The organism is Aciduricibacillus chroicocephali (assembly GCF_030762805.1).
GTDB lineage: Bacteria > Bacillota > Bacilli > Bacillales > Amphibacillaceae > Aciduricibacillus > Aciduricibacillus chroicocephali.
The window spans coordinates 418,968-442,440 of the sequence record NZ_CP129113.1 but is presented as its reverse complement, the minus strand read 5'-3'; the positions used below and the strand labels follow the sequence as shown (position 1 = coordinate 442,440).

At 43.7% G+C, this 23,473-nt stretch carries 24 protein-coding genes and 2 other annotated features; of the genes, 14 read left to right on the top strand and 10 right to left on the bottom strand.

Annotated elements, in window-relative coordinates:
• Positions 1-211: 211 nt before the first annotated feature.
• The 7 genes from QR721_RS02325 to QR721_RS02295 all read right to left on the bottom strand — a co-directional run bounded on the left by QR721_RS02325 (position 212) and on the right by QR721_RS02295 (position 6,437).
• Positions 212-1,075, bottom strand: a complete 864-nt coding sequence (locus QR721_RS02325; protein ID WP_348028799.1) for an MBL fold metallo-hydrolase — start codon at positions 1,073-1,075, stop codon at positions 212-214.
• A 49-nt stretch (positions 1,076-1,124) separates the two neighbouring features.
• A complete protein-coding gene (locus tag QR721_RS02320) occupies positions 1,125-1,577 on the bottom strand; it encodes a DUF2188 domain-containing protein (protein WP_348028797.1) in 453 nt (150 codons plus the stop codon).
• Positions 1,578-1,672: 95 nt separating this feature from the next.
• Entirely contained in the window at positions 1,673-2,368 is a 696-nt protein-coding gene (locus QR721_RS02315) for an ABC transporter permease family protein (protein WP_348028795.1), read from the bottom strand.
• Entirely contained in the window at positions 2,365-3,216 is an 852-nt protein-coding gene (locus QR721_RS02310; RefSeq protein ID WP_348028793.1) for an ABC transporter ATP-binding protein, read from the bottom strand. Before QR721_RS02310 ends, QR721_RS02315 begins: the two co-directional genes overlap by 4 nt.
• 164 nt (positions 3,217-3,380) lie before the next feature.
• Positions 3,381-4,364: a response regulator transcription factor gene (locus QR721_RS02305; RefSeq protein ID WP_348028791.1), complete on the bottom strand. Its 984-nt coding sequence runs from the start codon at positions 4,362-4,364 to the stop codon at positions 3,381-3,383.
• A 138-nt stretch (positions 4,365-4,502) separates the two neighbouring features.
• On the bottom strand, positions 4,503-5,567 hold the full coding sequence (gene fni, locus QR721_RS02300; protein WP_348028789.1) for a type 2 isopentenyl-diphosphate Delta-isomerase: 1,065 nt from the start codon (positions 5,565-5,567) through the stop codon (positions 4,503-4,505).
• Between the two features lie 27 nt (positions 5,568-5,594).
• Positions 5,595-6,437, bottom strand: a complete 843-nt coding sequence (locus tag QR721_RS02295) for an aldo/keto reductase (protein WP_348028787.1) — start codon at positions 6,435-6,437, stop codon at positions 5,595-5,597.
• Positions 6,438-6,580: 143 nt separating this feature from the next.
• Between QR721_RS02295 and QR721_RS02290 the strand changes: the two genes are divergently transcribed.
• The 4 genes from QR721_RS02290 to QR721_RS02275 all read left to right on the top strand — a co-directional run bounded on the left by QR721_RS02290 (position 6,581) and on the right by QR721_RS02275 (position 10,781).
• Positions 6,581-7,183, top strand: a complete 603-nt coding sequence (locus QR721_RS02290; RefSeq protein ID WP_348028785.1) for a biotin transporter BioY — start codon at positions 6,581-6,583, stop codon at positions 7,181-7,183.
• 17 nt (positions 7,184-7,200) lie between these two features.
• Complete coding sequence (gene bioB / locus QR721_RS02285; RefSeq protein WP_348028783.1) at positions 7,201-8,208, top strand: biotin synthase BioB; 1,008 nt, start codon at positions 7,201-7,203, stop codon at positions 8,206-8,208.
• 314 nt (positions 8,209-8,522) lie between these two features.
• Complete coding sequence (gene pepT, locus QR721_RS02280; protein ID WP_348028781.1) at positions 8,523-9,755, top strand: peptidase T; 1,233 nt, start codon at positions 8,523-8,525, stop codon at positions 9,753-9,755.
• A gap of 27 nt (positions 9,756-9,782) precedes the next feature.
• Entirely contained in the window at positions 9,783-10,781 is a 999-nt protein-coding gene (locus QR721_RS02275; protein WP_348028779.1) for a D-alanyl-D-alanine carboxypeptidase family protein, read from the top strand.
• A 20-nt stretch (positions 10,782-10,801) separates the two neighbouring features.
• Here the strand turns inward: QR721_RS02275 and QR721_RS02270 are convergent, their stop codons facing one another.
• The 3 genes from QR721_RS02270 to QR721_RS02260 form a co-directional block, all read right to left on the bottom strand.
• Positions 10,802-11,335 (bottom strand): HD domain-containing protein, encoded by a 534-nt coding sequence (locus QR721_RS02270; RefSeq protein ID WP_348029767.1) that lies wholly within the window; start codon positions 11,333-11,335, stop codon positions 10,802-10,804.
• Positions 11,336-11,507: 172 nt separating this feature from the next.
• Positions 11,508-12,272, bottom strand: a complete 765-nt coding sequence (locus QR721_RS02265; protein ID WP_348028777.1) for a divergent polysaccharide deacetylase family protein — start codon at positions 12,270-12,272, stop codon at positions 11,508-11,510.
• 85 nt (positions 12,273-12,357) lie between these two features.
• A complete protein-coding gene (locus tag QR721_RS02260) occupies positions 12,358-13,392 on the bottom strand; it encodes a PTS sugar transporter subunit IIC (RefSeq protein WP_348028775.1) in 1,035 nt (344 codons plus the stop codon).
• Positions 13,393-13,594: 202 nt separating this feature from the next.
• On the opposite strand from QR721_RS02260, the gene QR721_RS02255 reads away from it, so the two are divergent.
• The 10 genes from QR721_RS02255 (at position 13,595) to lipA (ending at position 23,458) form a co-directional block, all read left to right on the top strand.
• Positions 13,595-14,152 (top strand): nitroreductase family protein, encoded by a 558-nt coding sequence (locus tag QR721_RS02255; protein ID WP_348028773.1) that lies wholly within the window; start codon positions 13,595-13,597, stop codon positions 14,150-14,152.
• Between the two features lie 97 nt (positions 14,153-14,249).
• Positions 14,250-14,507: a binding site (T-box leader), on the top strand.
• Positions 14,508-14,550: 43 nt separating this feature from the next.
• Positions 14,551-14,807: a binding site (T-box leader), on the top strand.
• A gap of 57 nt (positions 14,808-14,864) precedes the next feature.
• The gene (gene trpE, locus QR721_RS02250; protein ID WP_348028771.1) at positions 14,865-16,250 is read left to right on the top strand and encodes an anthranilate synthase component I; all 1,386 of its coding nucleotides are present in this window, start codon (positions 14,865-14,867) and stop codon (positions 16,248-16,250) included.
• Positions 16,234-16,833, top strand: a complete 600-nt coding sequence (locus QR721_RS02245; protein ID WP_348028769.1) for an anthranilate synthase component II — start codon at positions 16,234-16,236, stop codon at positions 16,831-16,833. The genes trpE and QR721_RS02245 overlap by 17 nt, the downstream gene beginning before the upstream one ends.
• Positions 16,817-17,851, top strand: coding sequence for an anthranilate phosphoribosyltransferase (gene trpD, locus QR721_RS02240; RefSeq protein WP_348028767.1), 1,035 nt, complete (start codon positions 16,817-16,819; stop codon positions 17,849-17,851). Before QR721_RS02245 ends, trpD begins: the two co-directional genes overlap by 17 nt.
• Positions 17,852-17,870: 19 nt before the next feature.
• Entirely contained in the window at positions 17,871-18,662 is a 792-nt protein-coding gene (trpC, locus tag QR721_RS02235) for an indole-3-glycerol phosphate synthase TrpC (protein ID WP_348028765.1), read from the top strand.
• Complete coding sequence (locus tag QR721_RS02230; protein ID WP_348028763.1) at positions 18,653-19,255, top strand: phosphoribosylanthranilate isomerase; 603 nt, start codon at positions 18,653-18,655, stop codon at positions 19,253-19,255. Before trpC ends, QR721_RS02230 begins: the two co-directional genes overlap by 10 nt.
• A gap of 13 nt (positions 19,256-19,268) precedes the next feature.
• On the top strand, positions 19,269-20,465 hold the full coding sequence (trpB, locus tag QR721_RS02225; RefSeq protein WP_348028761.1) for a tryptophan synthase subunit beta: 1,197 nt from the start codon (positions 19,269-19,271) through the stop codon (positions 20,463-20,465).
• A 1-nt stretch (position 20,466) separates the two neighbouring features.
• A complete protein-coding gene (gene trpA / locus QR721_RS02220) occupies positions 20,467-21,264 on the top strand; it encodes a tryptophan synthase subunit alpha (protein WP_348028759.1) in 798 nt (265 codons plus the stop codon).
• 384 nt (positions 21,265-21,648) lie between these two features.
• Positions 21,649-22,494, top strand: a complete 846-nt coding sequence (locus QR721_RS02215) for a lipoate--protein ligase family protein (protein ID WP_348028757.1) — start codon at positions 21,649-21,651, stop codon at positions 22,492-22,494.
• Positions 22,487-23,458, top strand: coding sequence for a lipoyl synthase (gene lipA / locus QR721_RS02210; protein WP_348028755.1), 972 nt, complete (start codon positions 22,487-22,489; stop codon positions 23,456-23,458). Before QR721_RS02215 ends, lipA begins: the two co-directional genes overlap by 8 nt.
• Positions 23,459-23,473 lie beyond the last annotated feature (15 nt).

Genomic DNA, 23,473 nt, shown 5'->3' with positions numbered 1-23,473 from the left:
ATCCTTTTCCGAGTATTTTTATTGTTTATAATGATTCTCATCAGCAAACCACTCTAAATAAGAATGAGATTCATTATCATTTACTTGATAAATTGAGTATAACACACAAAAAATAGCGAATCAATGCCCTCCTGGAAATTGTTCAGAAAATTTACGACACAAAAAATAAAGCCTGAACCCTTCTACTACAAGGGTTTCAGGCTTAAAGCAATTACTCATACTTTTGTTTGTCGTCCACATATTTGCCATAATCGGGGATAGCTAATTTATCAAATTCAGCTGCCAGTTCCTTCAATCCATTCTCAAGTTTCTCACCTGTCATTGCAACTCCATGACCAGTAACTGCGGTTTCAGGTTGAAGCTCCTGCAATTTCCTTACAGAATCCCATGACGCTTGCCAGTCTGTAGTCAAATAACGTGGAGGCCCATGTACTTCTTCTTTCTGTATAAGCACTTTTTGAAGAGAATCCTGCCTTACAGTCGTAAAAGCATCTCCTGCGATAAGCATACGGTCACTTTCACGGAAAAGCGATACGTGTCCTGGTGCATGGCCAGGCGTATGAATCCATTTCCAGCCTGTAAGTCCAGGAACCGAGTGATCGGGTGGTAATGCGTGAACATTGTCTCCCAGTTGAGTTGGCTCAATAGGATACATTGGCGAAATCGTTGCAAGCATACCGCCTTCTACAGTCGGGTCCGGCTTTGGATAGCTCTTCTTTCCGGTCAAATATGGAAGCTCAAGTTCATGTGCATAAACAGGTACTTTCCACTGTTCTACAAGTTCTACAATGCCTCCAACATGATCAAAATGACCATGGGTCAGAATGATCGCTTCGGGAACTGCATCCCGCCCAAAACGATGTGTAACTACATTGCGAATTTCGGGTGCTGCTCCTGGTAAGCCAGCGTCAACAAGAACAAATCTATCCGAGTTCGGATCACCGATGAAGATAATATTTACCATCTGATCCGTATAGTAATAAACATCTGGAGCTACTTCCCGACCGTCACCACTTGTAATTGCAGCCATTGGAATGAATTTAGTATCTTTTCCCTGATGCATTTCCTGATCCATCTGCTCCACTCCTTTCAAATTCTCCATTCACGCTTAGTATGAGAAGAAGTCAATCAAAGGATTCCTTCTTATTGACATTGCCGTCTTCATCCTCCACTTTCAGCTCAGTCCCTTTATTCTCAGCAATCTCTTCTGCTCGTCTTATTGCGTCCGATTTCTTCCCGTATACATTGCTCGCCTTTTTTGCTTTTTCCGATTTAACTTGCCAGCCATCCTTATGCGACTCAACAACTTCCGACTCTTCCATACGTTCCGGATGACTTTCATATTTGTCATGTTCTTTATCGCGCTTCGTCGGGTTCCCATGTTTTTCGTAGGATTTCACTTCTTTGACGGAATGATTTTCACTCCATTCCTTCGCTTGCTCAATTGCGATTGGGATTACCCGTCCTTCTTCATAGCCTTCATCAAGCATGGCATTTGCAATGTTTATTGCTTTCTTTTTAACCGGCTTCTCAAGATTTTTCATTGAGGCCGGATAGTCATTCATATCCCAAGGCATTACATTGTCCTCCTGTTTTCTTCTTTACTTCTACATTCCCGCTCGCCATCCATGCAAACAAAAAATCCGCCTTCATTCACGAAGGCGGATACTTCTCAATCATCTTTTTGATTTTTGACGAAACAAATGGCTGCAAAAATTATGGAAGCAATTAGCCAAAAGGCAACGACTCCAAAATGTTTCCATGAACCAGTCTCATTCATTTTCATAAGCTGCGGCAAGGGAAATGCATGGAGGATTTTCAGAACAATGCTCCCCTTGCTGAGCCCCAAGCCATCAATTAATGGAGTCATTCCAAAAAGAAATAGTACGGGCATCAAGTAAATCTGCGTTGAAGCGACATTTTTAACGAACATACCTACTCCGGCACCGAGCATCGTAAAGAATAGAAGCGCAACACTAAGCCCAGCGATCGCCTGGAAATTAGTGAACTGTTCAAATCCCATTAGCCATAGAGAAACAATGACCGAGATCAGAGTAAGCAAAATAACAACTAAGCTCTTTCCAATGACTACATCAAGCATCGTTGCCGGAGAAATGACCAGACCTCTCAATGTATTTTTCTCTTTCTCCTCCGCCATCATAAATGCCAAGCAGCAATAAGTCACCCCAGCGAACGCCGTACCAAGCACAATATAAATCATGACGAGCGGCATTTTTTCATCTCCGCCCATTCTGCTGTACATCGCAGCAAGAAGAATTGGTAGTACGGGCATGAAGATGAGCATCATATTCTTCGAAAAATCTTTCAAGTCTTTTTCAAAAATGGCTCCAATTCTGGAAATATTCATTTAACGAGCTCCTTTCCTGTCACTTTTAGGAAGATTTCTCCCAACGTTGGATTATCAGTATGCATTTCCTTCACTTCATTGTTACTGATCAGTTCCGCGATGCGAGCTGCACTATCCGGGCTATGATCGAGAACGAGCTTCTGCCCGCCAAATGTCTCGATGTGAAATGCGTGAGATGAGTATTTATATCGCAATTCTTTCGGTTCTCCAATTTCCCGGAGAACTCCTTCGTTTAGGAAAGCCACTCGATGACAGAGCTTATCTGCTTCCTCCATGTCATGCGTATTGAGGAAAATGGTCGTTCCACTCTCATTCAATTTTTGTAGTCCTTTATGAATATGGGCCGTGTTCCCCGGATCTAGTGCAGATGTTGGTTCATCAAGGAAGAGCAGGGCAGGCTTATGTATAAGTGCTTTAGCTAATAGAACACGCTGCTTCATTCCTTTTGAAAGTTTGGATATCGTTTTCTTCTCTTCACCTTTCAGATTAACAAGCCCCAATACTTCATCAATGGCTGAAAGAGGTGCTCCGTATAGCTTGCAAAAGAGCTTCAGATTATCCTGTACCGTAATCCGTTCATACAACGCACTATTATCAGAAAGAATACCGATCTGTGATTTGAAACGTGCTGATCTGAACTCGCTTTGTTGCATTCCGAGCACTTTGCAGCTGCCCGATGTCGCAGTAAGTTCACCAGTCATAATCTTGATCATCGTCGTTTTACCCGCTCCGCTCGGACCAAGCAAACCGAAGATTTCTCCTTTTTTAACTTCAAAGCTCACATCTTTAATTGCTGTTTCACTTTTAAATTTCTTTTTTATCTGTTCCACATGGATGATCGATTCCAATGTTTATCCCCCTCCTTTGTTCTGACACCATCATATGACAGAACGTGATGCTGTACTGTAATTTTTCAGTGAACTGTACCATTTAACTCTCGAAATGTACCAATAGACACATCAGGAAAGCATCATTTAAAGGCTGGGTAACAAGGATATACGCTGAACTGTACTTATTTGAGGTTGAAAATTTGCTGAATCTCCTGTACTTTCGTCCGTGACAATGGAATAGTCGACTGAGGGCGATTGTGAAGACGCAATGAATATGTATTTTTAGACCAAGTGATGATTTCTCTTACTTTCTGCAAGTTAACGATATAGGAACGATGACAGCGATAGAAACCATACATGCTCAATTTCTTCTCAGCTTCAACCAAAGTCAAATCCATCATAAAATATTCATCATTCAGGACAAGTTGTACTCTTCCATCTTGAGATTCAATGTAATCTATCTCAGTTGGATCAAACAAAATAACTTTATCCCCTGTCTTCGCGGGGATTTTATACAGTCCGGCTATGTAAGGATTTGCTGAGCTTGTTTTCTCAAGATCAGTTGTCGCTGACGCTTCAGAGAGAGCCTCGATTTCCTCCTCTACAGGTTCCTCCATTTCCACTTCATGAAGGCCGCTGTTTTTTAAATGATGTATTTTCTCACATAACAGTACGGCATGTTCCATATTCGCAACAAGAACAATCGCTGACCTCTCTTCCTCGACAATCCAGCTAAGCATTTCCATTAAAACATTTGTCGTCACAACATCCATTCCATGGACTGGTTCTGTGAAAATGTTAAGCTGCTCCTTCGCCATCCAACATTTAGCGAAAGAGACACGGCGTTTTTCAGAAGCAGTGCACTTTACTATTCTCCTATTGGCGCAATGGTGGAGCTGAAAACGGACGAGCAGCTCCTCGAATGTCCACTCACACTTAAACCATTTACGATAGAATTTAATGTTCTGAGCAACTGTGAGCCGTTCATATAATGCATCCCAATCTTCAAAAACAGCAGTACTTCTTTTCCCTTTAATGAATTTAAGCAACTGTTCCTGCATTTCAGCATTGCTATAAATTGCAACCGTTTCACCCTTATTCAACTGAAGGGAAAACGCAGGCAATTGACTGTCTTTATCTATATTTTCGATCGTATTAAATTCCAAGATGAATCCCTCCTCTCCCCAAACCGATATTACATTCTCCAAAAGTTCCCGTCTTGTCTAATTCCTGTAATATTGTAGCATGTTGTAAAAACTCATACTATATTTGTTGTTACACAAAGAAACGAAAAAACAGCAGAATCAATTGATTCTGCTGTTTTTATTCATAAGCGATTTCCCGCCAATGGTCATTCTGTTTGTGTTCTGCAGCTCCGAAATTGTGCTTGCCCCGATACCGAACATTGCCATCTTCATCTCGAACTCAAGCTGCTCCATCATTTTTTCAGCTGCCAGCTGAGATTCCGTCGCAGCTTGCAGTAACTGACGAGCAAAACCGGTCATATCTGCTCCAAGTGCGATTGCCTTGGCAGCATCAAGACCTGTCTTCATTCCGCCACTTGCAATAACCGGGATATTAGGAAGCTCGTCTCTCACCGAAACGATGCATTCCTTTGTAGGCAATCCCCAGCTGTTGAATGCTTCTGCGGCAGCTCTCCGCAGCGGATCTTGAGAGCGGAGCTTCTCCACTTGGCTCCAGGACGTACCGCCAGCTCCTGCAACATCTATATAGGAAACTCCGACATTATGTAGGCGTCGCGCCGTCTCACCATCAATCCCAAACCCAACTTCCTTGGCACCAACAGGAACATCAAGCTCAGTTACGAGCTTTTCAATCTTTGGCAGAAGGTCGCGGAAGTTAAGGTCACCGCCATCCTGGACGACTTCTTGCAAGCTATTCAGATGAAGTACAAGAGAATCGGCCCCTGTGCGTTCGACAATCTCACGGCATTCATCCGCTCCATACCCATAATTCAACTGGACAGCGCCGAGATTCGCAATGATTGGCACAGTCGGTGCAATATCGCGGATTAGGAAGGAACCATGATATGCATCACTCTCAAGCAGTGCACGAGTCGAACCAAGTGCAACAGCCCAGCCTCGTTTCTCAGCAGCCGCAGCTAAATTTCGGTTAATTGCTCCAGCGAGTTCAGAACCACCAGTCATTGAGCTGACGAGAAAAGGTACATTTAGCTTCTTTCCGAGAAACTTCTGTGCCGTCTCAATCTGATCAAAGTCAATTTCAGGAAGGGCATTATGAATGAAATCAACACCTTCCATCCCTGTTGTCTTACCAACACCCTCCACTTCATCAGTCAGACAGAGCCTTATATGCTCTGTCTTCCGCTTATTGATCCCATCTTCCATGCGGGCCACCCTCTCCGACATTCTTTCTTATTTCAAACCAGGAATTTCCGTACGATGCATATCATTTGGATTGGCACCCTTGCGCTCTCCACGATCAAGGGCCGCAATTTGCTTCATCTCATCTTCACTCAACTCAAAGTCAAATACATTGATATTTTCTTCAATGCGGTCTGGTGTCACAGACTTTGGAATGACAATCGTACCTTCCTGCAAGTGCCAACGCAAAATGATCTGTGCTGCTGACTTGCTATGTGTCTTAGCGATTTTTTGAATTGTCTCATCTCGCAAAGCCTCACCGCCTTGCATAAGCGGCGCCCATGCTTCAACAAAAATTTCGTGTTTCTCGCAAAAAGCTTTTAATTCCTTCTGTTGGAAATATGGATGACATTCCACCTGATTCACAACTGGCTTCACATCACATTCCTTCATTAGGCGCTCTAAATGTTCGATTTGGAAATTCGAAACACCAATTGATTTCACTTTTCCTTGACGTTGCATTTCTTCAAGAGCTTTGTATGTTTCAACGTAGAGATCGAAATCCGGACATGGCCAGTGAACAAGATACAAGTCGATATAATCGAGTCCAAGGTTGCTCAAACTCCGCTCAAATGCCTTGATCGTTTTGTCATACCCCTGATCGCCATTCCACACCTTAGATGTTATGAATAATTCATCTCTCGGTACTCCGCTCTCACGAAGCACTTCACCTAGAGATTGCTCGTTGCAATAATAAGCAGCTGTGTCGAACGCGCGGTAACCGCTTTCCAAAGCTTGACTGGCCGCTGTATGTACCTCTTCATCGCTCACTTTAAAAACACCTAGACCGAGCTGCGGCATTTTTCTACCGTCGTTCAAAGTAATCATTTCCATCCTGTTCATCCTTTCATTAAGTCGAAAAAACACGTTTTTACACAAATTTACTAAAAAACGCTTCCAAAATATTGGAACGTTATGTTAATCTATTTTTATGTTAACCTAATAATTAATTGGTTTACATTAAAGGAGGCATGTCCATGAAAAAAACTTTTAATGCTTATAGTTTAACACTAGGTGGTCTTTTTGTCGCACTTACTGCAATCGGAGCAAATCTGACATCAATTGCACCCTTCCTCATCATCGGTGGCGTGCCCATTACATTGCAGACTTTCTTCGCAGTATTGGCTGGACTTGTTCTTGGCAGAAAGCTCGGCGCATTCTCAATGTTCGCTTATATGATGCTCGGTTTGGCCGGAGCTCCTATTTTCGCTCAATTTAAAGGTGGTGCTGCATTCATTCTAGCACCGACGTTCGGCTTCGTTCTATCATTCATTCTTGTAGCATATGTAGCAGGCGCTATCGCTGAGCGGGCAAAAGGGATCCCCGCTTATATAGCAGCCAGTCTCGCTGGAATGACGATTAACTATTTGGCCGGAACTAATTGGATGTATCTCGCCTACTTGACTTGGTTTGAGGCGCCAGCTGGCCTTTCCTATAAATTACTATGGTCATGGATGGCAGTTCCCCTTCCTAAAGATATTATACTTTCTGTACTCGCTGGGATCTTTGCATACAGGCTTCAGAAATACGGACTATTTAATAAGAATAAACTCTCAATAAACCGAAACCATATCGCTTAATTCAGGAGGAGATTTTAATGACTAACTGGCATGAGTTTGCTGACAAAGCACTTGCAGGACATAATTTGACGGAAGAAGAAGCTTTATCTGTTCTTAATGCGCCTGATGCGGAATTACTTTCCCTTCTAGATGCAGCATACAAAGTACGCAGCAAACACTTCGGCAACAAAGTAAAGCTGAATATGATCATTAATACAAAAACGGGTTTCTGCCCGGAAAACTGTGGCTACTGTGCCCAATCCATCGATGCTAAAGTGCCTATTCAGAAGTATCGTATGATGTCTGAAGAGCAAATCCTCGCTGGCGCTGAGCGTGCCCATGAAATGAACTCGGGCACATACTGCATTGTAGCAAGTGGACGTGGACCGACAAACCGTGAATTGGATACGGTGGCTGGAGCTGTTAAAAAGATCAAAGCTGAGTATGATAACATGCGTGTATGCGCCTGTCTTGGAATTTTGAAACCTGGACAAGCAGAGAAACTGAAAGAAGCCGGGGTTGACCGTTACAACCATAATCTAAACACTTCCAAAAACCATCATGAAAACATTACGACGAGCCATACATACGATGATCGCGTTTCCACAGTTGAAAAAGTAAAAGATGCAGGCATTTCTCCTTGTTCAGGTGTGATTGTCGGAATGAAAGAGACAAAACAGGATGTTTATCATATGGGACAAGCTTTGCGTGAACTTGATGCTGATTCCATTCCTGTCAACTTCCTTCACGCTATGGATGGAACATTGCTCGAAGGTACAAATGAGTTGACTCCAGTCTACTGTCTGAAAGTGCTATGCCTCTTCCGCTTCATGAATCCAACAAAGGAAATCCGTATCTCTGGCGGACGTGAAGTGAACTTGCGCAGCCTTCAGCCGCTTGGCCTTTATGCAGCTAATTCAATTTTCATTGGTGACTATTTGACAACTTGTGGTCAAGAAGGCAACAAAGATATTGAAATGCTTGAAGATATGGGCTTCGAGATTGACTATGACAATGCAGAAGATCGTGAAGAAGCACTTGTTTAAATTTCATTAAGATTTAGGCCATTCCCTTTACATAAGGTGATGGCCTTTCTTTTCGTTAAGAGAACAGTCCTGAAATGAAGCGAACCAAGAGCCTTGGGAGAAATAGAAAAAGCTCAACAACCAAATCTATGACCAGCTATAAATCTTTCCTTCTTTCTCTTCTTTCTAATAAAAACCACCCCTTCTCCTAACTTGTTTCTTCAATAAATGAACTTATCCTCCTCATTCTAACCTTTATATTTAATCCGCTTCTTATTTCAAACAGAACACTTGGTTATGCTAGAATATAATAGTAGAAAGAAGGAGTGTTCATCTTGAAAGAACTCATAATAGAAAGACTGATCCGCTATGCAAAAGTGGACACACAATCAAATGAAGAGAAAACAATTACACCAACTACGCCTGGCCAGCTGGAACTTGGCCGAATACTCGTTGAGGAACTAAAAACTATTGGCCTTACCGATGCCGAAATGGATGGCAATGGATATGTCATGGCAACCCTGCCTGCTACAACTGAAAAAGATGTACCCACTATCGGCTTTCTCGCCCATGTAGATACAGCTACAGATTTTACTGGCAAGAACGTTAATCCACAACGGATTGATAACTATAGTGGCGAAGATATCATCTTGAACGCCGAAAAAGGAATTGTAATGACAACCAAGGATTTCCCAGAGCTGACCAACTATAAAGGACACACTCTCATTACAACGGATGGCACTACACTGCTAGGTGCCGACAATAAGGCCGGCATTGCAGAGATCATGACAGCAATGGAGTACTTGGCCAACCATCCCGAAATTGAACACGGCACAATCCGAGTGGCTTTCACTCCAGACGAGGAAATTGGCCGCGGTCCGCATAAATTTGATGTTGAGCGTTTTGGAGCCGAGTTCGCTTATACGATTGATGGTGGCCCGCTTGGAGAGCTGCAGTATGAAAGCTTCAATGCTTGTGGCGCCCGACTTACTGTACGAGGAAAAAATGTCCATCCTGGAACTGCGAAAGGCAAAATGATCAATGCCGGTCGCATCGCTGCTGAGTTTGTCTCAAAGCTTCCAGAACATGAAGTTCCAGAGATGACTTCTGGTTATGAAGGGTTTTTCCATCTCATCTCAATTGCTGGCGATGTTGAAGAAGCAAAGGTCTATCTAATTATTCGCGATCATGACCGCTCCAACTTCGAAGCTAGAAAAGAGCTGATCCGTACCTTCACAGATGAATTGAAAACAAAATATGGTTCAGAGATACTAGAGCTTGATATGGCAGATCAATACTACAATATGGGTGAAAAGATTGAACCTGTGAAGTACATTGTTGATATCGCCCGTGAATCAATGGAAAGCCTTAATATCAAACCTATTATCGAACCAATTCGGGGTGGCACTGACGGTTCCCAACTTAGCTTCATGGGATTGCCGACACCAAATATTTTCACTGGCGGCGAGAATTTCCATGGAAAATATGAATTCGCTTCAGCCGATGATATGGAAAAGAGTTCACAAGTCATCATAGAGATTGCAAAGAGATTTGCCGCAAGAGTCTAACGTTATTAGGCAAAGGGAGGATTACGCATGATTACGAGAATTAGCCGCTCCGTTATACTGGGCGCTCTCGTTGCTGCAGGCATGACAGCCTGCTCCGATCAGGGTACGCCAGCAACAAATGATACAGATAAAGACAATATGAAAACAACACTCGCTGCTCCTGACAGAAAGCTTGTCCCAAATGACAAGAGCAAACAGGTAAAGCAGCTGCAAAAAGACTTGCACGAAATCGGCTATAAGATAGAAGAAACAGGAAAATATGATGATAATACGAAACAAGCTGTAAAAGACTTTCAAACACAAAATGACGAAATGGCAGCCACAGGAGAATATGATTCTGTAACAAGAAAGTGGCTCAAAAAAGCACTTAACGATAATTTTGAAGTAAAGCCAGGCAAAGGTCTACTCTCTCAAAATATTTCAAAGTCAGAAGACAAAACAATCACTGTCCATAACCCTGCCGATTTGCATGTTCTTGTGAACAAAAATCACGCTCTTCCGGATGGCTATGAGCCTAAAAACCTTGTAGCGCCAAATGTACGCTTCCCATTCACCGAAGATCTGCCGAAACGCTACATGCAGAAACCCGCCGCGAAAGCGCTGGAAGAAATGTTTAAAGCAGCTGACAAAGATGGGGTCGAACTATTCGGTCAGTCTGGCTACAGATCATACGAGCGTCAAGTTGCAGTCTTCGGCAACAATGTAAAAACCATGGGCGAAAAAGAAGCGAATCAGGTCAGTGCACGTCCTGGACAAAGTGAGCATCAGACTGGCCTTACGATGGATGTAACAAGTGCTGCAGTTGATTTTCGCCTCGATCAGGACTTTGGAGAAACAAAAGAAGGTAAATGGGTGAAGGATCATGCCTATGAGTACGGTTTTATAATCCGATACCCTAAAGGAAAAGAAGCTATTACAAAATATGAGTACGAACCTTGGCATCTGCGCTACATAGGCAAAACTGCCGCCAAAACGATACATGATCAAAATCTAACGCTAGAAGAATATCTCGGCGCTGTAGAATAAACAAAAAAGACAGAGACGCATCATGCCAAATGAGATTCGCCGGCATATGCGTTTCTGTCTATTTTATTATCCAAATGACGGATCATTGATAGTGCCTGTTCATAGTCCATCTGTTTATAATGATGTTTGCCACCCTGCTCTTCATCCGCTTCATCAGCAAATTTTACTGCCTTTTGCAGTGGAGTCAGCTCCAGCATCCCTTCTGGAAGATAGGAATCTGTATGCAATAGCACTGCAACTGAGATTTCTTTCGCCTTCTGCCTGTCCTCGCCAAGATGGATAAGGAGTTTATGTGCTCGGGCTGCACCTTTGATTGCATGGATGTCATTCTCACGGTACAAATCATAGTCCCAAACACCATCACGATACCAAGTGTAATGTCCGACATCGTGCAATAGGGCTGCTTTAGTTGCTAAATCAATATCTGCTCCAAGCGACACGGCATAATCATAAGCATAATTCGCCACTTTGACCGCATGAGCCATTCCCGACCTCTTTAGATACTTCTGTACAATTGGGTTGGTAAAAATACGTTCCAGGGTTACTTCTCTCATCAATAAATCAGCTCCCTTTCAAGGTATTGCCATGTATCATACCACCGGAATAAGGCAATTTCAATACGTAATTCCCCAATTTACAGAAAGATAACAAGGGCTATATAAGAGTCATAAAACCATTTGAAAAAGCACTTGGACATTCAAGAAAATGCGCAAGTGCTCTTTATATTTAGTCCACCCATTCAAACCCGGGAATTAACTTTGACAGTGAAACAATATTAGCTCGTTCTTTATAGACAGGAATGTACTTTTTCAACACTGTGGAAGTTGTCGGCCCTGGGACACCGACATGACCGATTGCAATAAACTGCTCATTATTAAGCAGATTTTTTGCAACTAGGTTAGCCTGCTTCGTCACATGGCTCATCGTATACATATCGTCGAAGAATATATTATTCTCCAATACCGGCACACCAATCTCATTTGCCAATTTGCCGATGACACTTTTTCCTGATGTCTTACTATCCAGATAATACAGTCCTTGTTCCTTGCATACATTTAATATGATTCGCATTGCTCGTTCATCTTCAGTAATCTTGGATCCCATATGATTGTTCATTCCGACAGCATGCGGTACATTGCGAATTGCCTCTTCTGTCCGTTTGCGGATTTCTGCATTACTCAAGTCTGAAGTAATTGCCCCTGGGCCAAGCCAACTTCGCTTTCCAGCCTTTGGCTCCATCGGCATGTGGACGATTACCTCATGACCATTATCATATGCCTTTTCAGCATCTTCTTTTGTAGACGGCATGAAAGGCATGACAGCAATAGTCAAATTAACCGGCAGTCCTAAAATTTCATCGGTGCCTTTCATATTATTGCCGAAATCATCAATGACGATGGCCAGCTTTTTCTTCTGAATCTCTTCAGCATATATTGATGCTGGCATAAGGAAAGTCAAAATAAGTAGCAGCAAACACAGTTTGACTCTCATCAGCGACCCTCCATTCAATCGAATGTATGGATAGGTTTAGAAAAAACAATGAGAAAAATGCCTTTTATATAATGGAAAAATCGCTCTACTCCGTCTTCAGCTTCATTTGTCCTTCTTTAATCCAGCCCTTCTTACGCATTAACTCTGAAACGGCTAGACTGATGACAGCAGGAGCAATGATATGCAACATTAACACTTGCATAAGAACAGGCACAGTAAAGCCCATTGATTCAAAAGCCATAATCTGCCCAACGAATCCAGCTGTACCCATTCCAGCTCCAGAAGCATTATTCGTCATACCGAGCCAGACAGTAGCGATTGGGGCAAGTACAATTCCTGCTACTGTAGGTGGTATAAGTATAAGAGGATGACGCAAAATATTCGGTACCTGCAGCATTGAAGTACCGACTCCTTGTGCAAGGAACCCGCCAAAGCCATTTTCTCGCCAACTTGATATAGCAAATCCAATCATTTGCGCAGAACAACCAATTGCTGCAGCGCCTGCCGCAATTCCATCAAGACCGAGCATAAGGGCAATCGCTGCGCTTGATATCGGAGCGGTAAGTGCCCAACCCATGAGCACTGCAACAAGAATGCCCATAATAAATGGTCGCTGTTCAGTAGACCAGTTGATGATATCGCCGAAGCCGGTCATAAATGCATGAATATATGGCCCAATAAATTTCCCTACCGAAAATCCAGCCAATATGGTCATGAACGGTGTGACAATAATATCAACACGCGTAAGCTGATAGAACAACTTCCCGACTTCCGTCGCAATAACAGCAGTTACATAACTGCCTGCCGGTCCTCCAAGATCAGCACCGAATGCACCTGCAAACAATGCCGAAAACAGCACCAAAGGCGGCGCTTTCAACCCGTAGGCAATTGCCACGCCAATTGCCCCGCCCATAATTTTCGGATCCATTGCAAATGCGCCCATTTCCACCATAAAACCAAGACCAGAGACACCCGCCTTACCAAGCTGTTCTCCCGCCGTCTTGATAATCAGTCCAATAATTAAAGAAGAAAAAAGTCCAAGCGCCATATAGCTGAGCGCTGTAATAAAATATTCACGTGGTGAAAGCGAGATTCCCTTCTTATGCAAGAAACTCTTCATGTAGCCATCTCCTCCGGTTCTATTGTTGCGTTCCCCCTGCATAGGTTTTAAGAGCGCATATAACTATACATATATATTGACCTGTCTTTACACCTTTTGCAATTATTATTTTAAAAAACTCAAGGTTGGATATATTGCAGATCTTACATACTCAGATATAATGAGAATGATTATCAAATATACTGATGGAGGTTTCCACATTATGAATACAGGTGAAAAAACCGCATTGAAAAAAGTCATTCGGGAACGCCGATCTATCAAGGGCGGTTATACAAATAAAGAAGTAAAAGAAGATACTGTCATTGCACTGCTTGAAGAAGCCGTCTGGGCTCCAACGCATGGAATGCGACAACCTTGGCGTTTCATTTATGTCGGAGCTGATCAACTGCCTACATTTGCAAAAAAAATAGCGTCCACATATCCAGAGGAGATTCAGGAGAATCGCGAAGCCTACTTAAATGAACCGAACGCAATTCTTGTCATTATTATGGCAGCTCCAGAAAAGCAAAAACAGTGGGACGAGAACTTCGGAGCTGTTGCAAGTATGATTCAGAACTTCTCCCTTCTTGCCTGGGAAGAGAAGCTCGGTGTTTGCTGGAAAACGAATCCGCATATTTATAATGATCAGGTCCGCAGCATTCTTGGAGTAAGTGAAGACGAGAAAATTATCGGCTTCATCCATCTTGGCTACTTTGATCAAAACGAAGATGAAAGAGAACGTCTCCCAGTAAGAGATAAATTCAAGCGATTCGGGGAATGATCTGTTTTAAAAACTGCATCTTAATGTTTTTCCGGTATATTCCGAAAATTCTCTTGACTTATGTTCCTAACTTGTTTTATGATATGTACAACTTAAGATAACAGCGTTGACGAAGATTAGTAATTCATGTTCTTGCATAGAAGAGAGCCGGTGGTTGGTGTGAACCGGTTGCAATCATGGACGAATGGACTTCCGAGCTTCCGGACCGAACAGCTCTTTCTTAAGAAAGGTGCATCAGTAGGCTCCAGCGTCAGTCCCAACGTTATCTGGGATCTGCATGGATTATCTTCCATGTTGTTCAAGCGGACTGTTTTTTAGTCAATGAAGGTGGCACCACGGGTTCCTCGTCCTTTGGATGAGGGGCCCTTTTGTATATTTTTACGGAAATTAAATATGAGCTGAACTTGTTGAGCAAGAGTAGTAACTGCACATGATGCTTTACAGAGAGCCGGTGATGGTGGAATTCCGGCAAGCGGATATACAGTGAATGGACTTGCGAGAGGTTTTCTGAACCTAACAGTAGGAAAATCCGGGCCTTCCCCCGTTATCCGGAAAAAGATATCGGAATCTGTCCAAAGATTCCCGTATCTGATCAAGTTGGAAGGATTTTCTCCTTCAACCGAGGTGGCACCGCGGGCTTCTGCTCGTCCTCCATAGTCAGGTATTCCTGTCTATGGAGGTTTTTTTATATTCAAATTGGAGGATTGATCATATGGCAAACTATAAAACCATGAAACTGAACGCCGATGTATGGACACCTGTCGGAATATTCCAACGACTAGCTGGCAAAAAGAAATTTTTGCTTGAAAGTACGCTTCCACATGAGGTAAAAGGAAAATTCTCTTTTATCGGAACGAATCCATATGAAGAGCTGATTGGTGATAGAGGTCAGACGATTGTACGTAACTTAAAAACCGGTGATTCTCAGGAGTTTGAGAAGGATGTCCTTGAAGTATTGAAAGATCGCCTTCCAGCACTTGAAATTGACTTGCCTCTCCCCTTCTTCGGCGGTGCAATCGGTTATATCGGCTATGACGAGATCAGACAGTTTGAAAATATAGGTGAGGTTCCTGCAGATGATCTAAAAATGCCGGACGTCCACCTCATGCTCTATGAGAACATTTTTATCTTCGATCATAAAGATGAAACAGTCCACCTTGTCGCAATCAATACGGGCACTTCAAATGAAGCCGAGCTCGACAGCAGGCTAGAAGAGCTCGCAAGCATGCTCGACCGAAAGCCTGAGCATACAGGTGATCTGGAAAGCACAGAATTCACTCCTGAAATCAGTGCCGAACTGTTTAAAGCGAATGTCGAGAAAGCGAAAGAATATATTCATCAGGGAGACATTTTCCAAGTTGTTCTCTCGCAACGGCTGCAAGCTGAGTTCAAAGGTGAACCCTTCTCCTTCTATCGCAAGCTGCGCAGATCGAACCCATCACCGTACATGTTCTATGTCGACTTCGCTGACTATCTCGTTCTAGGGGCGTCACCGGAAAGTCTTCTTCAGACGAAAGGATCCGAAATTATTACAAACCCGATCGCCGGCACAAGACCGCGCAGCAAGGATCCTCAAGAAGATGCAAGACTTGAAGCAGAACTTCTAGCCGATGAAAAAGAAATCGCCGAACACAAAATGCTGATTGACCTTGGACGTAATGATCTTGGACGCGTTTGTGAAATCGGTTCTGTAAAAGTACCGACGTATATGAAGATTGAACGTTATGAGCATGTCATGCACATTGTATCCGAAGTAAGTGGCAAATTGAGAAAAGATTTCTCAAGCATTGATGCCCTTATTTCTTGCCTCCCAGCAGGTACTGTTTCAGGAGCTCCAAAAATTCGCGCCATGCAGATCATTAATGAGCTTGAGAGCAAACGACGCGGTGTCTACGCAGGCGGCATCGGCTACATTGGATTTAATGGCGACTTGAACATGGCACTTGCCATCCGCTCCCTCGTCGTCAAAGATGCAACAGCATACTTGCAGGCTGGTGCAGGAATTGTTTTTGATTCCCAACCGCAGAAGGAATACGAAGAGACACTTCACAAAGCACGATCACTTATGGAGGTGAGCAAGATTGATCTTGTTAATTGATAACTATGATTCATTCACATATAACATTTTCCAATATGTTTCTGAACTTGCCGAGGAAGTAAGAGTTGTTAGAAATGACGAAATAACAGTTCAGGAAATTAAGGAACTTGCCCCTGAGGCAATTATCATCTCACCTGGACCTGGACTTCCTTCAGAAGCAGGTATCTGTAATGAACTCGTGACAAAGCTTCACAAGGAAACTCCGATTCTCGGTATTTGCCTAGGGCACCAGGTTATTGGTGAAGCACTTGGCGGAAAAGTAGTCAAAGCAGGTGCAATTAAACACGGCAAGACGTCTTCAATCACTCATAATGGCCACGGTCCTTTCAGCTATTTGGAACAACCGCTTGAAGTTATGCGCTATCACTCTTATGTCGTTGATAAAATCTCCCTCCCACTTTCATTCAAAGTAATGGCGACTGCACTTGATGACAAAGAGATTATGGCAATGCAATATCGTGATTATCCTGTTTACGGAATCCAATTCCATCCGGAGTCGATCGGCACCGATACAGGGAAAAGAATGATCAGCAACTTCCTTGGCGAAATCAGAAAGGGGTCGCAAAATGAGACAGTATCTTGATCAATTGATGCGTGGCGAAAGTTTGACGACTGAAGAGATGATTGCAGCAACAAATCGCTGCTTCTCTCCGGAGACGACAGATACAGAAATTTCCGCCTTTCTCACTGCTCTGAAAATGAAAGGTGAAACAGCGGATGAAATCGCCGGACTTGTAGAAGTTATCCGTGAAAAAGCCACTTTGAAGACCGGATATTTACCTAATGTCATAGATAATTGCGGAACAGGCGGCGACCAGTCGAATAGCTTCAATATTAGTACGACAGCGGCGTTCGTAATTGCAGGCGCGGGTGTCCCTGTCGCAAAGCATGGCAATCGCAGCGTTTCATCCAAGACTGGAAGCGCAGACGTCCTCGAACACCTTGGCGTATCACTTACTTTCTCTGATGAGCAGGCTGAGGAGACATTACGTGAGAACGGTATTGTCTTCTTATTCGCACCACATGTGCACGCTCGTCTCGCCCACTTCATGAAAGTACGCAAGGAACTTGGACTTCCGACAATTATGAATCTAATCGGTCCACTTACAAATCCAGTAGAGTTGGAGACTCAACTCCTCGGAGTCTATCGCAGGGACATGTTGGAAGTACTCGCCGAATCATTGAACAAACTCGGACGCCGTCGCGCCATTGTCGTCAACGGAGCTGGCTTCATGGACGAAGCATCCCTCGCTGGGGAGAATCACCTTGTACTTCTCGAAGGTGGAAAAATCACACCGTTCACTTTACACCCGGACGAGGTTGGTCTTCCTGTTTATGACAACGAAGCAATTAAAGGTGGTACAGCAGCAGAAAATGCACAGATCCTCCTTGACGTACTGAACGGAAAACCAGGACCTTACCTTGATACAGTTTTGCTAAACGCTGGGATTGGTCTTTACGCAAGCGGTACGGCGGAATCCATCAAAGAAGGCGTTGAGCTCGCACGCAAGAGTATTCAGGAAGGCAGCGCATTAGCCCGCCTCCAAGGTCTAGTTGATAGAAGCAAAGTAGTCGCCGAAACATCCGCAATTAAAGGCTGAATAGAAAGGAACGTGCAAATTGTCCACCATTCTTGATAAAATCATTGATCAGAAAAGAATCGAAGTCGCTGCACTGAAAGAGCTTGGCATCACAGCAGAAAGAAAAATTCCCGTTCGCTCTTTCAAGAAGCAACTCAATGATAAACAGATGAATATCATTTCGGAAATAAAACGTGCCTCCCCTTCCAAAGGGTTGATTAACGGCGATGTCGATCCGGTTGCTCAGGCGAAAGAGTATGCAAGACTTGGAGCATCTGCAATTTCTGTCCTTACAGACGAACAGTTTTTTAAAGGGTCAATGGAAGATTTGCAGGCTGTAGCAGACGCTGTCGAACTGCCAATACTCTGCAAAGATTTCATGATTGATGAATTGCAAATAGATGAAGCATACGCGAATGGCGCAAGCATCATCTTGCTCATCGTCGCTGCCCTTGATGACAACAAGCTCAGCAGTCTATACAGTCATGCGAAGAGCCTTGACTTGGAAGTGCTCGTTGAGGTTCATGATGCTGAAGAAATGGAGCGGGCTCTTAAGCTCAATCCCGAAATTGTCGGCGTCAACAATCGGAATCTTAAAACATTTGAAGTAGACTTGGAGAATACGGGGAAACTCGCCTCCCTTGCTGCTGGTAAAGATATTATATTTATCAGCGAAAGTGGGATCAAGACACGTGCCGATGTCGCTACAGTCGAGAAACTTGGTGCGTCTTGCATACTCGCAGGTGAAACACTAATGCGTGCAGACGATCTGGAGACAACATTCCATACACTGCAGGTACCATTTACAAAGGACCACTCATCATGCTCGTAAAAATTTGTGGCATTCAGACAATTGAACATGCAGAGGCAGCAGTTGGAGCTGGTGCCGACCTGCTCGGTTTTGTATTCGCTCCTAGTAAACGGCAAATTGAGCCGGCGCGTGCAAAAGTAATCATCTCAACACTCCCCGATTCAGTACAAACAGTAGGTGTCTTTGTAAATGAAAGTAAAAGCCGGATGTCCACGATTGCTGAAGAGGCAGGTCTTGACTATATCCAGCTGCACGGTGATGAAGATACCTCAATTGCTGAATCGCTACCCTATAAAATCATCAAAGCTTTCCCTGTAACTGAGGAGACTCTGCCAACTATCCAGGATTATCCGGCGGACTATTATATTCTTGACAGTCCAATAGGTGGAGCACGCGGAGGAAATGGAACTGTATTCGATTGGGACCTCGCTAAAGACTTGCCAATTGATCGGAATAAAATCATACTTGCCGGAGGTCTTGATCACAACAATGTTCAAGAAGCGATTAAGCGCCTCTCTCCTATCGGTGTTGACGTTTCCAGCGGTGTTGAAACAGCGGGTGTAAAAGACTCGAATAAAATCCGCCAATTCATCAAAACTGCAAAAACAAAGTAAAGGATGAACATTCATGACTACTTATACAAACCCTGATAAGACAGGAAGATACGGCACATTTGGCGGCAGGTTCGTTCCAGAACTTCTTATGCCTGCGTTGATCGAATTGGAGAAGGCATACGAAGATGCCGTAGCAGATCCTGCTTTTAAAGAGGAGCTCAATAAATATTTAGCAGAATATGTCGGTCGTGAAACCCCACTCTTCCACGCCAAAAACCTTTCCGAACAACTAGGCGGACCTGATATATATTTAAAACGTGAAGATTTAAATCATACTGGCGCTCACAAAATAAATAATGCGCTTGGCCAGGCACTGCTCACCTTGAGAATGGGCAAAAAGAAAGTCGTCGCTGAAACTGGTGCCGGTCAGCACGGTGTCGCAACAGCTACGGCATGTGCATTGCTCGGTCTTGAGTGTGTCATCTTTATGGGCGATGAGGATATTCGCCGACAGAAATTGAATGTTTTCCGTATGGAATTACTCGGAGCCAAAGTACATGGCGTCTCATCTGGCAGTGCTACATTGAAAGACGCTGTAAATGAAGCTATGCGCTACTGGGTGAGTAATGTTGAAGACACCCATTATATACTTGGTACAGCTGCCGGTCCGCATCCCTTCCCTTACATTGTCCGGGAATTGCAAGCTGTTATTGGTACTGAGGCAAAGAAGCAGATCATTGAGCAAACTGGCAAACTTCCTGATGCTGTCGTCGCTTGTCTTGGAGGAGGCAGCAACGCAATCGGAATGTTCTATCCATTTATAGATGATTCATCCGTTAAAATATACGGCGTTGAAGCTGGCGGTCATGGAATTGAGACGAATGAACATGCTGCTACATTGGTTGCAGGTGAAACCGGTATTCTGCACGGAACACTCACTCGTCTGCTTCAAGATGACGATGGTCAAATTAGAGAGGCTGTATCCATTTCCGCAGGACTTGACTATCCTGGAATTGGACCTGAACATAGTCATCTTCAGGAAATCGGACGTGTGCAGTACGATTCAATTACAGACGAAGAAGCATTGGAAGCTTTCCAACTCCTATCCCAAACAGAAGGAATCATTCCTGCCCTTGAAAGTTCTCACGCAGTGGCCTTTACACTTAAACTTGCAAAAAAGATGAAAAAAGGTGAAACGATTGTCGTCTGTCTCTCTGGTCGCGGCGATAAAGATGTTGAACAAGTAAAAGCACGATTGGAGGGTAAATAAGATGAGCAGCAAAGAACTGGAACAAGCCCTGCGCAATACCTTGAACCGCGGAACGAAACTATTTATCCCATATATTATGGCAGGTGATGGCGAAGGTGGTGTCTCCAACCTCGAGAACCGGATTCGCTTTCTTGCTGAAGCAGGCGCATCTGCAGTAGAGCTTGGAATTCCTTTTTCCGATCCTGTCGCTGATGGACCGACAATACAGGAAGCGGGACTCCGCTCCCTTGCCAATGGCACTAAGCTTCAAAGTGTTTTTGATGCCTTGCAGCAATTCAAGGAAAAAAGTCCAATCCCGATTATCTTCATGACTTACATCAATCCAATTTTCAAATATGGCATTGATGCTTTCTTTGAAGAATGTGCAACATCGGGTGTAAGCGGAATAATTATTCCTGATTTGCCAATGGAAGAAGAACAACTCGTCCATCCAGCATGCAAAAGGAACAGCATTGCGCTAGTCCGCCTCGCTGCCATGACAAGCACTAAGGAGCGTATTTCCGAACTAGCAAAGCGCTCGGAAGGATTCCTTTATGCCGTTTCTGTTACTGGCACAACTGGAGCTCGCGCAGAACATGCCAGCAATATCGGAGACTATTTGCAAGAACTGAAAGAAATAAGCACAGTACCTGTTCTGGCAGGCTTCGGTGTATCAGATGCCGATCAGGCAAAACATCTTGGTTCCTTCTGTGATGGCGTAATTGTAGGCAGCACAATTGTACGCCTCTTTAACGAAGAAAAAGAAGATGAAATCAAGCAGCTTATTCAGAACAGCGTGATCTGCGAAACATCCGTTTGATAGAACAAAGAAAAATTACCCGGGGAAATTTTCTCCGGGTCTTTTTTATTCTTCATGTTTGTGAGCCTATATGCTGATTCTTGTCGAATAAGGAAAAAACGAGTAATACTGAAAAATGACCCGGTTTACAAGGCTTCCACCATCAAATACAATCAAGCTCTTCTCCTTTTGTAAAATTTTACAAAACATCCAATCACTATTGACTATTACTGTTGTGATTTTTAGTCATAAAACACTATTACTACATCTGGAATTCACTGGTATTATCGAATCTTTACTTAACAGAATATTGTTGCTATTATCAATCTATTAGAGGGCTAAAAGCTTCAAAACCCTTGTCTGGCCGGGGATTGAGCATCCGCGGCTTGTTTGATGGAGGTGACATTGGTGCGCGAAACATGGAAGTATCTCGATAGCGGCATTCTTGATGCTGCGACGAACATGGCCATAGATGAGTCTTTGCTCAACTGGCACAGCGAAGGTTTTATTCCACCTGTATTGCGTTTGTATGGTTGGGAGAAACCGAGTCTTTCAATCGGACAATTTCAAAAAGCTGAGAAGTCCATTGATTTTGATGGTATTGCGAAACACGGTTGTGAGTTTGTCCGCCGATTGACCGGAGGAAGTGCGGTACTTCATGATGATGAACTAACATACAGTATTATCGTTTCGGAGGATCACCCAAATATCCCTCAGTCCGTTCAAAAGGCTTATTACATTTTGTCAAAAGGGGTTCTGGAAGGATATCATAATCTCGGCATCAATGCTGACTATGCCATCCCTGAACGTGAAGCAATGCTTGACAAAACTGCAGTCTGCTTCGAGAAAACAGCTGTTTATGAAATGATTGTTGATGGCAAGAAAATTTCTGGAAATGCCCAGACACGCAAGAAAGGCGTTTTGCTGCAGCATGGCTCCATCCCAATCACCATGGACGAGGACATGCTCTTCGATCTGTTCAAGTTCAAGACAGAGCGAGCAAGAGAACGTCAGCGCAACAATTTCTCCAATAAGGCCGTCAGTATCGAGCAGATTACACAAAAGCCGCATACATATGACATGCTGAAAGCCGCTTTTCTTGATGGCTTCAAGAAAGGCCTAAATATAGAAGTGGAACCTTTTACTCTCTCGGCTGAACAGTGGGCGGAAGTCCATGAACTCGCCGATACCAAATACCGCAGTGACGAATGGAACTTAAGACGTTTTAAGGAGCGTGTGCACCATGGCTAATAAAAAAGACGAATACGTACGCAAGCCCGAATGGCTTAAAATAAAAATCAATACGACAAAATCCTTCACAGGCCTCAAGAAGCTGATGCGGGAAAAGAAACTGAACACAGTATGTGAGGAAGCACGCTGCCCGAACATACACGAATGTTGGTCTGAACGTCAGACTGCAACATTTATGATACTTGGTAGCGTCTGTACACGTGGCTGCCGCTTCTGTGCGGTTGCAACAGGCATGCCAAACGAACTCGATTGGGGAGAGCCAGAACGTGTTGCTGACTCTGTCGAAATCATGGGATTGCGCCACGCGGTCGTAACATCTGTTGCTCGTGACGATCTTGCTGATGGCGGAGCTTCTGTATTTGCTGAGACAGTACGCGCCATTCGTCGTAAGAACCCTGGCACTACAGTTGAAATCCTCCCTTCCGATATGAAAGGTGACTATCAGAGTTTGCACACACTGATGAGCGGCAAACCGGACATTTTCAACCATAACATCGAAACTGTTCGTCGCCTGACAAAGCGTGTTCGTGCCATTGCCATGTACGACCGTTCTTTGGAATTGCTTCGTCGCGTTAAAGAAATCGCACCGGATGTACCGACGAAATCAAGCATGATGCTCGGTTTGGGTGAAACAAAAGAAGAAATTCTAGAAACTATGGATGACCTTCTCGCGAATAATGTCGACATCATGGCAATCGGACAGTACTTGCAGCCGACAAAGAAACATTTGAACGTGGAAAAATACTACCACCCGGATGAATTCGCTGAACTGAAGCAAATAGCCCTTCAGAAAGGCTTTAAACATTGTGAAGCAGGACCACTCGTCCGTTCGTCATACCATGCGGATGAACAAGTAAATGCTGCTTCTGCTCAACGCCGTATTAAGTATATGAAAGGCATGGAGGAGCAGGAACAAAAAGAAGTCGACTTCTCACTTGTTGATATGCTGCAAAGCACTACTTGATATTTAATAGAAAAC

What these genes read in the sequence shown, in the direction of transcription:
- QR721_RS02325 (WP_348028799.1), bottom strand. Translation starts at nt 1,075, where the DNA reads ATGGATCAGGAAATGCATCAGGGAAAAGATACTAAATTCATTCCAATG.
- QR721_RS02320 (WP_348028797.1), bottom strand. Translation starts at nt 1,577, where the DNA reads ATGCCTTGGGATATGAATGACTATCCGGCCTCAATGAAAAATCTTGAG.
- QR721_RS02315 (WP_348028795.1), bottom strand. Translation starts at nt 2,368, where the DNA reads ATGAATATTTCCAGAATTGGAGCCATTTTTGAAAAAGACTTGAAAGAT.
- fni (WP_348028789.1), bottom strand. Translation starts at nt 5,567, where the DNA reads ATGGAAGATGGGATCAATAAGCGGAAGACAGAGCATATAAGGCTCTGT.
- QR721_RS02295 (WP_348028787.1), bottom strand. Translation starts at nt 6,437, where the DNA reads ATGGAAATGATTACTTTGAACGACGGTAGAAAAATGCCGCAGCTCGGT.
- QR721_RS02290 (WP_348028785.1), top strand. Translation starts at nt 6,581, where the DNA reads ATGAAAAAAACTTTTAATGCTTATAGTTTAACACTAGGTGGTCTTTTT.
- bioB (WP_348028783.1), top strand. Translation starts at nt 7,201, where the DNA reads ATGACTAACTGGCATGAGTTTGCTGACAAAGCACTTGCAGGACATAAT.
- QR721_RS02275 (WP_348028779.1), top strand. Translation starts at nt 9,783, where the DNA reads ATGATTACGAGAATTAGCCGCTCCGTTATACTGGGCGCTCTCGTTGCT.
- QR721_RS02270 (WP_348029767.1), bottom strand. Translation starts at nt 11,335, where the DNA reads ATGAGAGAAGTAACCCTGGAACGTATTTTTACCAACCCAATTGTACAG.
- QR721_RS02265 (WP_348028777.1), bottom strand. Translation starts at nt 12,272, where the DNA reads ATGAGAGTCAAACTGTGTTTGCTGCTACTTATTTTGACTTTCCTTATG.
- QR721_RS02260 (WP_348028775.1), bottom strand. Translation starts at nt 13,392, where the DNA reads ATGAAGAGTTTCTTGCATAAGAAGGGAATCTCGCTTTCACCACGTGAA.
- QR721_RS02255 (WP_348028773.1), top strand. Translation starts at nt 13,595, where the DNA reads ATGAATACAGGTGAAAAAACCGCATTGAAAAAAGTCATTCGGGAACGC.
- trpE (WP_348028771.1), top strand. Translation starts at nt 14,865, where the DNA reads ATGGCAAACTATAAAACCATGAAACTGAACGCCGATGTATGGACACCT.
- trpD (WP_348028767.1), top strand. Translation starts at nt 16,817, where the DNA reads ATGAGACAGTATCTTGATCAATTGATGCGTGGCGAAAGTTTGACGACT.
- QR721_RS02230 (WP_348028763.1), top strand. Translation starts at nt 18,653, where the DNA reads ATGCTCGTAAAAATTTGTGGCATTCAGACAATTGAACATGCAGAGGCA.
- trpB (WP_348028761.1), top strand. Translation starts at nt 19,269, where the DNA reads ATGACTACTTATACAAACCCTGATAAGACAGGAAGATACGGCACATTT.
- trpA (WP_348028759.1), top strand. Translation starts at nt 20,467, where the DNA reads ATGAGCAGCAAAGAACTGGAACAAGCCCTGCGCAATACCTTGAACCGC.
- lipA (WP_348028755.1), top strand. Translation starts at nt 22,487, where the DNA reads ATGGCTAATAAAAAAGACGAATACGTACGCAAGCCCGAATGGCTTAAA.